Raw genomic sequence first — 12685 nt, 5'->3', positions numbered from 1 at the left:
CAGGTCGATGTACTTTTCGCAGGCAACTCGGTCGGCTCCCTCTCCCTCTGGGAGACGGCTAGGGGGAGGGGAGCTGATCTTCAGGGTTTTCAGGATTTGAGTTCGACTCAGGACTTTCAGGTCGATGTACTTTTCGCAGGCAACTCGGTCGGCTCCCTCTCCCTCTGGGAGAGGGCTGGGGTGAGGGTGCTCTTGAACTTGCTGTGCAATTACCGATCAGTTCCTTACAGGTTCAGCCAAGGGAGATCGGAGTTTTGGTCAAGTTCAGGATCGCCATTCTGCTGGGAGCATTGCTGTTTCTCGGTGCCAGTGAAATCGACGCCGCCGCGCTACCGGGCGTCCCGGCCGTCACCGAAGAAGCGGCCAAGCCCGAACCGATTGTGCAGGGCGGTCTGCTCGGTGCAATCAGTTCGAGCATCGACGACGTCCAGGACAAGCTCGACCTCAACGAACACCTGGTCGATGCCTGGCGCCTGCGTGCCGACCGCGCCGCTGATGAGGTCGACAAACTGGTCAATCAACCGTCGAATCGCTCAGGCTGGAGCGTCGCCGGGGATTTCCTTTCGTTGTCCGGCACCTGGCTCGGCAGTTTTGCTTTGTTGACGGTACTCGGCAGCCTGTTGGCCAAACGCCTGCGCGAAGGTCGCTGGTTGCGCACCCGCCAGCGCAGTCAGGATCTGATCGGATATTTGCTGCCCTACACCATTCCGGCGCTGATCTGCCTGCCGCTGACCCTCTACGTCAGCCATTTCCTGCAAGCCTCGGTAGGGCGCGCGCTGGCCCTGTGTCTGGCCTACGCCACCAGCAGCGGCATCTTTTCCACCTCGATGTTGTTGTGCGTGGTGGTGATGTTCAACGTCGGCCATAAACGTCCGGCGGCGCAGATCATCCGCAATTACTGCCCGCGCCCGCTGTTCCTGATCGGCTTTCTCGCCGCCCTCAGCGATGCGCTGACCAGTCCGCAGATTGCCCGGCAACTGGGCGGCAACATCACCAGCAGCATCGCGGTGTTCACCGGGCTGATCGCCTCGATCATTTTTGGTTTGCTGGTGATTCGCCTGCGCCGCCCTGTGGCGCATCTGATCCGCAATCGTTCACTGAGTCAGCGGCTGAAACAACCCTCGTTGCAGGAGTCGCTGCGGATCTTTTCCGGGCTGTGGTACTGGCCAATCGTGTTGATGGTGCTGGTTTCGGCGGTCAATCTGATCGGCATCGGCGAGGACAATCAGAAGGCCCTGCGCTGTGCACTGTTCACCACAGTGTTGCTGATCGGCACGGTGTTCCTCAGCACGATCCTGCAGCATCTGTTCAAGTCACGAAAGGCTGAGGCAATCCAGCGCAGCAGTGCCTACAAGGAGCGTTTTCTCAGCCTGTTGCACGCTTTGCTGCGGATTGTCATCGCCATCGCGTTCATCGATATCCTCGGGCGGATCTGGGGTGTATCGCTGCTCGATTTCGCTCAGAGCAGCACGGTTGGACGAGCCATCAGTAACGCGCTGAGCAGCATTGGCCTGATCTTCCTGGTCACGTGGTTGCTGTGGGTGGTACTCGACACGGCGATTCAGGAAGCGCTGAAGCCGCCGCTCAGCAAGCGCGCGGCTCGCCAGCCGAGCACGCGGGTGAAAACCATCCTGCCGTTGCTGCGCAACGCGATCAAAATCATCCTCGTGGTGATCTGCGCAATCACCACCATGGCCAATCTGGGAATCAATGTTGCGCCGCTGCTGGCCGGTGCCGGGGTGGTCGGTCTGGCGATCGGTTTCGGTTCGCAGCAATTGGTGCAGGACGTGATCACCGGGCTGTTCATCATCATCGAAGATACCCTGTCGATTGGTGACTGGGTGGTGCTGGATTCGGGGCATGCCGGCACCGTCGAAGGGCTGACCATTCGCACCCTGCGTCTGCGCGACGGCAAGGGTTTTGTGCACTCGGTACCGTTCGGCCAGATCAAAGCCGTGACCAACCAATCGCGGCAGTTTGCCTTTGCGTTTTTCTCGGTGCAGTTCACCTATGACACGGATGTCGACAAGGCGATTGAGCTGATCCGCGAGACCGGTGATTCGATCCGCGAAGACCCGTTCCTCAAGTACAACCTGCAAGGGCCGCTGGATGTGTTTGGCGTGGACAAGATGGATTTGAATGGCGTGGTGCTGACGGCGCAGTTCCGTACGGTCTCGGGTGGGCAGTATGCGGTGAGCCGGGCGTTCAATCAGCGTTTGAAGAAGCTTGTGGATAACAGCCCGGTGGTGCATTTCGCGCAGACTTATCCACAGCAGGTTTTGTTGCCGAAGCGGCAGCAGGAGGGTGAGGTAGTGACGAGTGAGGTGCCGCAGGAATCGCGGACTTAACCGCCGGGGTTTGAGGTGGGATTACCGACGCCATCGCGAGCAGGCTCACTCCCACATTTTGGAATGCGTTCCCCTGTAGGAGTGAGCCTGCTCGCGATGACGCCAGATCGGCCAACCTCAATGCCGGATCAATTTGCCGCGCACATGCTCCATATCGATCTGATCCAGCTCCAGCCAGAACTGTTGCTTGCCGGCAATCTCCGCCGCCGCCGGCAAACCGTCCCGATACACCAACCGATTACTCACCAGCGCCGGCACTTTTACCCCCGGCAACAACGTCCCGGCCAGGTTCAGCGGATCCACCCCACACACCGCCACCAGACTGCCGTCATGCGGCCGCCGACGTACCTCGCGCAACAATGGAATCGCCTCGGGCAGCGCAAACTGTTCCCCCGCCAAACCACTGACAAACCGCCCGCCGCGAATCTCGCCACGCGCCTCCAGCCGATGAAACGTGCGCAGCAATTCCCGCCAACTCGGCAACCAGTCCGCCTCGCGCTCCAGCAAGCGCCAGAACACCACGCCGTAACGCCGCAATAACGTCATGGCGACATGTTCCAGCGTCTCGCTGTTATCCACAGCCGCGCCACGCCGCAACAACGCCCAGCGCCCGGCGTCATCCATGCCACCGACAAACGCGCCGCGCCCGCGACGACTGCTGCGCTGCTGGCGCTTGCTCGGCGGGGTGATCAGCGCGCGCAGGCCGGCGAAGCTGTCGGCGTTCACCAGACCGGCGCCGACCAGTTCCTGCAAAGCGATTTCCAGCTCGGTGCGCAGCAGGTGCGCTTCATGAGTCAGTTCATCGAAAAACAACGCGCCGTGCTGGCTCAGCGCTGCAAAAACCTTTTGAGTTTTCGGTGACAGCTCGCTCACAGGTGTCTGTTCGGCCAACGCACTCCACAATCCGACCTGACTGCGCGGCAGCAACACAATCGGCGTGCTGCGCAACGCCGTGCCGCTGACTTTTTGCCGGGCACTGAGGCGCGTCCACACCAGTTTGCCGTTGCGGCACAACTCATCCAGCCAGCTCGGCGAATAGTCCTTGAGACGGGCCGGAAGAAGGTCGCTGTCCCACGCCGAAGCTGCCGCCGCGTAACCTTCGAACTGCCCGACAATCGCTGGCAACACCGCGCTGCCCTGTCCGCGTGTCGAGGGCGACAGATGCTGCCAATCGAACAGAAACCGCATGAAATCCTGCAACGCCACTGGTTCGATTTCCCGGCGCAGGCGCTTGACCGTGTAGCGATGAATACGCGCGAGCAGGTGCCGTTCGCACCATTCTTCTACCCCCAATCCCGGGGTGAATTGGCCGCGCAGCACATAACCTTCGCGTTCCAGTTGAGCGAGGGCTTGAGCTACTTGAATGGTTGGCAGCGCAAGAGGTTCGGCAATTGCGGATATTGGTAACGGACCGAAGGCACCGAGACGGGCGCGGAGCACTTCGATCAGCGCCTCATCGAATGTCCAGGTTTCAGCGAATCCCGGTAACGCCTCCAATTCGGGTTGAAGTTGGGCCTGTGGATAAAGCGCTTGCAGGCAGGTCAGGCGTTCGCGGGCCAGCCACACGCAATGCTCCGGATTTATTTGCAATCGGCAGGCGCGACCGCCGCTGGCCAGAGTATCCAGCCAATCCCGCCAACCTGCGTTCGCTTGCACTTCAGCCTCGCTGATGCACGCCAGGCTCATCAGCGCCTCATGCAGTTCATCCACAGCATTCGGCGTCGGCCACGCTTCTTCACGCACGGCGGTAATCGCGTCGGCATCCAATGCACCAAGGTCATCGGTCGATTGTGGATCGCTCCAGCGCCGGTTGATCACTGCCTGGGTACGACGTTCCTCCAGCGGCGCATCGTCGAGAAAGGTGTACGGCCGCGCACTGAGAATTTCTGCCGCGAGCGGTGAGGGCGCCGGCAGGTCGCGGCTGATCAGACGCACCTCGCCACGCTCCATGCGCCGCAGCAGATTGAGCCAGCCTTCACTGTCCATCGCCTCGTGCAGGCAATCGTCGAGGGTCTGTTCGATCAGCGGATGTTCGGGAATCTCGCGTTCACCAGCGAGGTTTTCCAGGCAGGCAATCTGATCGGGAAACACGCTGGCAATCAGGTCTTCGCTTTTCATCCGCTGCAACTGCGGCGCGACTTTGCGCCCCCCGGTAAAGCGCGGCAGCGCCAACGCGACTCCGGCGTTCCAGCGCCAGCGCACGCCGAACAGCGGCGCATCGAGCACCGCTTGAATCAAAATGTGCTCGGCACTATTGCTGTGCAGGTAGCGCCAGATGTCATCGAGTTCAAAACTGTGGCTGGTGGACAGTGACAGCACGATGGCGTCTTCGCTGGCGGCAGCCTGCAATTCGAAATTGAAGGTGCGGCAGAAACGCTTGCGCAGGGCCAAACCCCAGGCGCGGTTGATGCGGCTGCCGAACGGCGAATGGATGATCAGTTGCGTGCCGCCGGACTCGTCGAAAAACCGTTCCATCAGCAGCGTGTCCTGCGAGGGCAGGGCGCCAAGGGTCTGCCGGGCACGGGCCAGATACTCGACCAGTTGCTCGGCGCTGGCGCGGTTGAGGCCCAGGGTCTGCGTCAGCCAGTCGAGCGCCGGTTGCAGATCGCCGGGGCTGGCGCCGAGTAGCTCGTCGAGCTGTGCTTGCAGACGTGCAACAGCCGATGACAGTTCATCGCTGCGCCCCGGCGCTTCGCCGAGCCAGAACGGAATGGTCGGCGGCTGGCCGTGGGCATCCTCGACGCGCACCTTGCCGGTTTCCACGCGCAGGATCCGGTAAGACGTATTGCCGAGCTGAAACACATCGCCGGCAATGCTTTCCACCGCGAAGTCTTCGTTGACGCTGCCGATGTTCAGGCCTTGCGGCTCGAGCATCACGCTGTAGTCGGCGTTGTCCGGGATGGTGCCACCGCTGGTCACGGCCGTCAGTTGCGCACCACGCCGGCCACGCAAAGTGCGGCTAACGGCGTCGCGGTGCAGGTAGGCGCTGCGGATGCCCTGGCGACCGTTGTAGCCTTCAGCGAGCATGCTCAGCAGGGCTTGATAGTGTTTTTCGTCGAGGTCGCGGTAGGGCGAGGCGCGGCGGAACATCGCCAGCAAGGCGTCCTCCGGCCATTCCTGGCAACTGACTTCGGCGATGATCTGTTGGGCCAAAACATCCAGTGGCGCGACCGGGATGTGCAGCGTATCGAGTTCACCCCGGCGCACGCAGTCGAGCAGGGCGGCGCATTCGATCAGGTCGTCGCGAGTGGTGGCGAACAACCGACCCTTGGGCGTGCCGCCCACTTGGTGCCCGGAACGGCCAACGCGTTGCAAGAAGCCGGCGATGGAGCGCGGCGAAGCAATCTGGCAGACCAGGTCGACTTCGCCAATATCAATGCCCAGTTCCAGCGATGCGGTAGCGATCAATACCTGCAGTTCGCCGCGCTTGAGGCGTTGTTCGGCGTCGAGGCGAAATTCCTTGGCCAGACTGCCGTGATGTGCGGCAACGGCTTGTTTGCCGAGGCGTTCGCTGAGGTGCCGGCTAAGACGCTCGGCCAGGCGCCGGGTGTTGACGAAAATCAGCGTGGTGCGGTGCTCGCGGGCCAGTTCCGCTAGGCGGTCGTAGACCAGTTCCCAGACATCATTGGCCATGACGGCCGACAACGGCACGGGCGGCACCTCGATGCCAAGATCCCTTGGGCGAGCGTGGCCGATGTCGATGATTTCGCAGGGACGATCATGGCCAACGAGAAATTGCGCCACGGCTTCGACCGGTTTCTGCGTGGCGGACAGACCGATGCGGGTCAGCGGTTCGCTACATAACGCTTGCAGGCGCTCAAGGCTCAGGGCCAGGTGACTGCCGCGTTTGCCGGCGGCCATCGCGTGGATTTCATCGATGATCACCGTGCGCGTGGTGCCGAGCATTTTGCGTCCGGATTCGGAACCGAGCAGTACGTACAGTGATTCCGGTGTGGTCACCAGAATGTGCGGCGCCGATTTGCGCATGGCCGCGCGTTCTTTCTGCGGGGTGTCACCGGTGCGCACGGCGGTGGTGATTTGCAGCTCGGGCAGACTCAACTGCCGCAGTTGTTCGGTAATCCCGACCAGTGGATTTTGCAGGTTGATGCGGATGTCGTTGGACAGCGCTTTGAGCGGCGAGACATAGACTACCAGGGTTTCGTCGGCCAGGCCGTCGGGGTGTTCCAGGCCACGGTGGACGAGGTCGTCGAGCACGGCGAGAAACGCGGTGAGGGTTTTGCCCGAGCCGGTGGGCGCAGCGATCAGCGTCGAACGGCGCTGGCGGATCAACGGCCATGCGCGGGCCTGGGCGGCGGTGACCGTCGGGAAGGTTTTGCTGAACCAGGCGCTGACGGCGGGGTGAAAGCCTGCCAGGGCCGCGTCCGTGGGGATGGGCAGATTCATGGCTTAAGTTATGCGGGCGCAGGGGGGAAGATGCAAGTACCGCTGGGATCTTCAGCGTCTGGCCGGTCGGGACGACACAAATCCCGGCGATCTGCACTTTACGGATGACGGTTGCGCACTAAACCCGCAAAATGCAACGATTCCGGCAATTATCGACGACGGTTCCACGAGATCCGTCGCTAAAGCCATCGTTCCAATCAGACTGGGCCTGCTGACTCTATGCGAATGCGCCTTATGTTACTGGGCGGCGGAAATGCCCTTGGGCAGGCGCTGATTCGCCTCGGTGCAGAGGAAGACATCGGTTTCCTCGCCCCCCGCCCGCCCGAAAACGGCTGGGATGCCGCGAGCCTGACCCAATTGCTCGACGACACCCGTCCCGATGCGTTGATCAATCTCGCCTACTATTTCGACTGGTTCCAGGCCGAAACCGTCAGCGAAAGCCGCATGGCTGGGCAGGAACGCGCGATCGAGCGTCTCGCCGAACTGTGCCAGCATCACAACATCGTCCTCGTCCAGCCCTCCAGTTATCGGGTGTTCGATGGTTCACGTGCCACGGCGTACAGTGAAAAAGACGAGCCGGTGCCGTTGGGCCTGCGCGGTCAAGCGTTGTGGCGTATCGAACAAAGCGTTCGCGCCACGTGCCCGCAACACGTTTTGCTACGATTTGGCTGGTTGCTCGATGACAGCCCCGATGGCACCCTCGGACGCTTTCTTGCTCGTGCCGAACAACCGGACGAATTGCTCTTGGCCGACGACCGCCGTGGCAATCCGACGCCAGTCGACGATGCCGCGCGAGTGATCATTTCGGTGCTCAAACAACTTGATTGCGCCGCGCCACTGTGGGGCACTTACCACTACGCCGGCCACGAAGCGACCACACCGCTGGCGCTGGGCCAGGCGATTCTGACCGAAGCGCGCAGCCTGCACGCCCTGGCCATTGAAGCGCCGACCGCTCAGGCTCACGCCGCACGACCGGACGCTGCCGAAGAGCCGCAACACGCGGTGCTGGCCTGCAAGAAAATTCTGCACACTTTCGGGATCAAACCGCGCGCCTGGCGCGCTGCACTCCCGGGCTTACTGGATAGGTTCTACCGTCATGGCTAAAGGGACTGTATTAATCACTGGCGGAGCCGGTTTCATTGGTTCGCACCTGACCGATGCGTTGCTCGCTGCAGGACATTCGGTGCGCATCCTCGACGACTTTTCGACCGGCAAGCGCAGCAACCTGCCGCTGGACAATCCGCAGGTCGAGCTGATTGTCGGCGATGTCGCCGATGCGGCGCTGGTGGCCAAGACCATGCAAGGCTGCAGCGCTGTCGCGCACCTGGCGGCCGTGGCGTCGGTGCAGGCGTCGGTGGATGACCCGGTGAAGACTCACCAGAGCAATTTCATCGGCACGCTGAATGTCTGCGAAGCCATGCGTCTGGCCGGGGTCAAGCGTGTGTTGTATGCCTCCAGCGCAGCGGTATACGGCAACAATGGCGAGGGCGAGTCGATTGATGAAGACACGCCCAAAGCGCCGCTGACGCCTTACGCTTCGGACAAGCTGGCGGGCGAACACTATTTCGATTTCTATCGCCGCCAGCATGGCCTGGAACCGGTGATTTTCCGCTTCTTCAACATCTTCGGCCCGCGTCAGGATCCTTCCTCGCCGTACTCCGGGGTGATCAGCATCTTCAGCGAACGCGCGCAGAAAGGTCTGCCGATTACGGTGTTCGGTGATGGTGAGCAGACGCGTGATTTCCTCTATGTCGAAGATCTGGTCGATCTGCTGGTGCAGGCAATCGAAAAGCCTGAAGTGGAAGTCGGTGCGGTGAACGTCGGCTGGAATCAGTCGATGAGCCTCAAACAGATGCTTGAGGCCCTGCAAGCGGTGGTCGGCGAACTGCCGCCCGTCAGCTACGGCCCGGCGCGCTCTGGCGACATCCGTCATTCGCGGGCGAACAATGCTCGCTTGCTGGAGCGCTTCAAGCTTCCGCAGCAGACGCTGATGAGCGTGGGTTTGGCGCGGTTGTTGGGGCGTGCCTGAAAAGAGCCCCTCATCGGAACGCCGCCCGCCTAACCCTCTCCCGGGGGGAGAGGGGACTGACCGAGGTGTTTGTGCGAGATACATCGACCTGAAATATCGAGTCGAACTCGAATTTGAAAAGCACACAAATCGGCTCCCTTTCCCCCTCTCCCTGAGGGAGAGGGCTGGAGTGAGGGGGAAATCCAACTCACGCCACAGGTTTCCAGCAGACATGAAAAAGGCGCCCTTTGACAGGCGCCTTTTTCACGGCCGGAATATGTCGCTATCCTTGTGGCGAGGGGATGTTATCCCCCGATCAACTGCGTACGGTCGCCGTCAGTTCTATGCCTGCTCGCCACCAAGCCTCATTCACCACCACGTGAACGTTCGGTCACTCGACTTAGAACTTATAGCCCAAACCGACCATGTAGATGAACGGATCCACATCCACATTCACCCGTGCGCGAGTGCCCGGGGCAACGGCGTTGTTCTCGACGGTGGCGCGGGTGTCGATGTCGATGTAACGCACTTGGGCGTTGAGCATGATGTTGTCGGTCAGCATGTAGTCAGCACCGACCTGCCAGGCCAGACCCCAGGAGTTTTTCGCCTTGAAGTTGCTGAAACCGTTGGCGCTGGCTTCGCTGCCGACGTGTTCGTCATAGATCCAGGTGTAGTTGATGCCGCCACCGACATACGGCTGGAACGGCGACTTCGAATCCAGTGGGTAGTAGACGACGCTGAGGGTCGGCGGCAAGTGTTTCAGGGTGCCGAGCTTGCCGTTGGCCGCTGGCAGGGCAGTGCCCTTGAGCTTGACGTCGTGCTCGAACGGTGTGGCTGCGAGCAGTTCGAGGCCGACGTGGTCGGTGAGCATGTAGGCGAAGTTCAGGCCCAACTGCGTGTCGCTGCTCATGGTCGCCTTGCCGCCCAGATTGGCGCCGCTCAACGGACCCTGATCGACCTTGACGCTGGAGCTGTCGGCCTTCGGGTTGACGGTGATCGCACCGGCACGGATGAGAATGTCACCGGCTTCGTGGGCGTGGGCGAGCGGGGCTGCGAGCGCGAGGGCAAACAGCGAAGCGCTGAGCAAGGACTTGTTCATGGGGGCTCCAAAAGGACGTTAAAAGTTTCTGATGTCCTATGGTACGAAGCCAACTGATACGGTCTTTTGACTCAGCTCAATGAAACAGTGAAGGGGCAGACTTTTGCGGAACCTTAGCCGGCCCCTTCGCGAGCAAGCTCGCTCCCACACTGATTTTGTCGACCACAGAATTTATGGTCACCACCGAAACCTGTGGGAGCGAGCTTGCTCGCGAAGGGGTCATTGCAAACAGCACAAAATTACTGCGAATTACTCCGGCAGCTCATACACATAAATCTTGTCCGCATCCATCTGATACCCGGCATCCGCCAGCTCACTGCTCGACGCCTTGACCTGCAACGGCCCTTCGACCCAATACGGCTGATACAGCTCATCAAGCTTCACGCCCAACTCGCTTTTCACATGCACGATCTGATTCGACGGCGGTGGCGGCACATGGATGCACGCGCCGAAATACGGCACTAGCAAAAAGTCCGTGGTGCGTCCCTCTTCATTGACTTCCAGCGGCACGATGTAGCCCGGCAAACGAATGTTCTGCCCATCGAGCGACTGCACCACCGGGGCGTTCGGCAGGTCCTGCTTCGCCGCTGGCGCGGACTCCGCCGATAGCGCGTCGCTCATCTTCGACATGTCGTGCAGCGGGGTCATGTTCGGCACTTCCGGCGCGGCGTCCGGCGGGATCATCTCCGACCACGTCAGGTCTTTCGGCGCCGCGGCCCACACGGGCAGGGCGATCAGCAATAGCAGCGCGAGTGCAGCGCGGGGCATGGTGAACATCCTCATAAACGGATCGACAGGCCATCGGCCAGGGATTGGCGATAAGCGCGCCAGGCCGGCACGCTGCCCATCAGCAGCGCGGCCGCCAGAATGCCACCGAGCAGCGTCCATTCATACTCGCTCGGCCATGCCAGCGGCAGGAACAAACCGTAATTGGCCTGCACATAACCCTGCGCAGCAGCGATACCGATGTACAGCAACGCAACGCCGGCGATCACCCCGGTCAGCGCCAAAGCAAAAGCTTCCAGCACCAGCAGGCTTGCAATGTGCCACGGCCGCGCACCGACCGAGCGCAGAATTGCCATCTCGCGGCGCCGTTCGTTGAGGCTGGTGAGAATCGCCGTGAGCATGCCGATCAACCCGGTCAGCACCACAAACAACGAGACCACGAACAAGGCTTTTTCGGCGGTGCTCATCAGGCTCCACAACTCCTGCAACGCCACGCCAGGCAGAATCGCCAGCATCGGTTCGCCACGGAATTCGTTGATTTCGCGTTGCAGCGCGAAGGTGGAGATCTTGCTGTTGAGGCCAAGCATGAACGCGGTGATCGCTTGCGGAGTCAGGTCCATGTTGCGCGCCTGATCCGCCGTGATCCGGCCGTTGCCGCGCGCCGGCACGCCGTTGTGCCAGTCGATATGAATCGCTTCCATGCCGCCGAGGCTGATGTGCAACGTGCGATCGACCGGAGTGCCGGTGCGCTTGAGAATGCCGACCACGGTGAACGGTTTGTCATCGTGCTTGACCAGACTGATCGCCGCCACGCCATGGGCCAGCACCAGTTGGTCGCCGAGTTTGTAATGCAGCGCATCGGCCACTTCGGCACCGAGCACCACTTCAAACGGATCCGTCGCAAACGCGCGACCGTCGGCCAGTTGCAGATGTTGCTGGCGACCGTACTGGTAATGCTCGAAATACGCTTCTGTGGTGCCCATCACGCGGTAGCCGCGGTGGGAGTCGCCGAGGGACATCGGGATTGCCCACTTCACTTTCGGGTTGTTGGCGAAGTGTTCGAAGCTGTCCCAGCGAATGTTGTTGGTGGCGTTGCCGATACGGAACACCGAGTACAGCAGCAGGTTCACTGGGCCGGAGCGCGCGCCGACAATCAGGTCGGTGCCACTGATGGTGCTGGCGAAACTGGCTTTGGCCTCGGTGCGCACTCGTTCAACGGCGAGCAGCAGGCACACCGACAGGGCGATGGCGAATGCCGTGAGCAAAGCGGTGAAGCGGCGGTTGGCCAGGCTGGCCATGGCCAGACGAAACAGATACATCTCAGACCTCGGCAGACGTGGCGGCGCGATTGAGCTCGGCCAGGGACAGGTGACGGTCGAACAGCGGCGCCAGACTCTGGTCGTGACTGACGAACAGCAGACTGGATCCGGCCTCGCGGCATTCGGCGAACAGCAAGCGAATGAAGTTTTCCCGGGCGTCGTAGTCGAGGGCCGAAGTCGGCTCGTCGGCGATTACCAACTCGGGTTGGCCGATCAAGGCGCGCGCGGCAGCGACCCTTTGCTGTTGACCGATGGACAACGAATCGGCGCGGCGACTGAGGATGCTTTCATCTTTCAACCCCAAGTGCGCGAGCAAAGTGGCAGCGGCTTGATCAACGCTGCCGTGACGTTGTTTCGCTCGCTGGGCGCGCAGTTTGGAAAAGTGACATGGCAGCTCAACGTTCTCGCGTACCGAGAGGAATGGCAGCAAGTTGAACTGCTGGAAAATGTAGCCAGTGTGATCGACGCGGAAGGTGTCGCGAGCACCGGCGGAGAGTTCGGTCAGCTCCTGGCCGAGCAGGCGAATGCTGCCGCGACCGGGCTTCTGCACGCCGCCGAGCAGACCGAGCAGGGTGGTCTTGCCGCTGCCGCTGGGGCCTTTGAGGAACAGGGTTTCGCCGGCTTCCAGACGAAACGCCGGGATGTCCAGCAATAGCGGGTGACCGGGCCAGTTGAAGCCCAGGTCGGACAGTTCGATGAGTGCTTGGGTCATGGCACCAGTTTCATGAGGTGAACGCATAACCCCCTGTAGGAGCTGCCGAAGGCTGCGATCTTTTGATCT

General features: G+C 61.4%; 8 protein-coding genes. 3 read left to right on the top strand and 5 right to left on the bottom strand.

What is annotated here, in order from left to right; translation table 11 throughout:
• Positions 1-254 precede the first annotated feature (254 nt).
• Positions 255-2348, top strand: a complete 2094-nt coding sequence (locus ACWR1S_RS09770) for a mechanosensitive ion channel family protein (protein ID WP_454563331.1) — start codon at positions 255-257, stop codon at positions 2346-2348.
• Between the two features lie 117 nt (positions 2349-2465).
• On the opposite strand, the gene ACWR1S_RS09765 is transcribed toward ACWR1S_RS09770, so the two are convergent.
• Positions 2466-6752, bottom strand: a complete 4287-nt coding sequence (locus ACWR1S_RS09765; protein ID WP_454563330.1) for a DEAD/DEAH box helicase — start codon at positions 6750-6752, stop codon at positions 2466-2468.
• Between the two features lie 219 nt (positions 6753-6971).
• Here ACWR1S_RS09765 and ACWR1S_RS09760 point away from each other — a divergent pair, with 219 nt between their 5' ends.
• Together ACWR1S_RS09760 and ACWR1S_RS09755 are read left to right on the top strand one after the other, a co-directional pair.
• Positions 6972-7856 carry a sugar nucleotide-binding protein gene (locus ACWR1S_RS09760; protein ID WP_034155952.1) on the top strand — a complete coding sequence of 295 codons (885 nt, stop codon included), beginning with the start codon at positions 6972-6974 and terminating at the stop codon, positions 7854-7856.
• A complete protein-coding gene (locus ACWR1S_RS09755) occupies positions 7849-8781 on the top strand; it encodes an NAD-dependent epimerase/dehydratase family protein (protein ID WP_454563329.1) in 933 nt (310 codons plus the stop codon). Before ACWR1S_RS09760 ends, ACWR1S_RS09755 begins: the two co-directional genes overlap by 8 nt.
• Positions 8782-9160: 379 nt before the next feature.
• Here the strand turns inward: ACWR1S_RS09755 and ACWR1S_RS09750 are convergent, their stop codons facing one another.
• From ACWR1S_RS09750 to ACWR1S_RS09735, 4 genes are all read right to left on the bottom strand, one after another.
• On the bottom strand, positions 9161-9859 hold the full coding sequence (locus ACWR1S_RS09750; protein WP_123448294.1) for an OmpW/AlkL family protein: 699 nt from the start codon (positions 9857-9859) through the stop codon (positions 9161-9163).
• 249 nt (positions 9860-10108) lie between these two features.
• Positions 10109-10627, bottom strand: coding sequence for a DUF3299 domain-containing protein (locus ACWR1S_RS09745; RefSeq protein ID WP_034153908.1), 519 nt, complete (start codon positions 10625-10627; stop codon positions 10109-10111).
• Between the two features lie 11 nt (positions 10628-10638).
• On the bottom strand, positions 10639-11904 hold the full coding sequence (locus tag ACWR1S_RS09740; RefSeq protein WP_454563328.1) for an ABC transporter permease: 1266 nt from the start codon (positions 11902-11904) through the stop codon (positions 10639-10641).
• Position 11905: 1 nt separating this feature from the next.
• On the bottom strand, positions 11906-12616 hold the full coding sequence (locus tag ACWR1S_RS09735) for an ABC transporter ATP-binding protein (protein ID WP_454563327.1): 711 nt from the start codon (positions 12614-12616) through the stop codon (positions 11906-11908).
• Positions 12617-12685 lie beyond the last annotated feature (69 nt).

It is taken from the genome of Pseudomonas sp. AIG, assembly GCF_977020205.1.
Note: the sequence above shows the minus strand (reverse complement) of the source record. Positions and strands in the feature narration are given on the sequence as shown.

Excerpts from the sequence above, each read along its gene's own strand:
- ACWR1S_RS09765 (WP_454563330.1), bottom strand. The coding sequence starts at position 6,752 with ATGAATCTGCCCATCCCCACGGACGCGGCCCTGGCAGGCTTTCACCCC.
- ACWR1S_RS09760 (WP_034155952.1), top strand. The coding sequence starts at position 6,972 with ATGCGAATGCGCCTTATGTTACTGGGCGGCGGAAATGCCCTTGGGCAG.
- ACWR1S_RS09755 (WP_454563329.1), top strand. The coding sequence starts at position 7,849 with ATGGCTAAAGGGACTGTATTAATCACTGGCGGAGCCGGTTTCATTGGT.
- ACWR1S_RS09750 (WP_123448294.1), bottom strand. The coding sequence starts at position 9,859 with ATGAACAAGTCCTTGCTCAGCGCTTCGCTGTTTGCCCTCGCGCTCGCA.
- ACWR1S_RS09745 (WP_034153908.1), bottom strand. The coding sequence starts at position 10,627 with ATGCCCCGCGCTGCACTCGCGCTGCTATTGCTGATCGCCCTGCCCGTG.
- ACWR1S_RS09740 (WP_454563328.1), bottom strand. The coding sequence starts at position 11,904 with ATGTATCTGTTTCGTCTGGCCATGGCCAGCCTGGCCAACCGCCGCTTC.
- ACWR1S_RS09735 (WP_454563327.1), bottom strand. The coding sequence starts at position 12,616 with ATGACCCAAGCACTCATCGAACTGTCCGACCTGGGCTTCAACTGGCCC.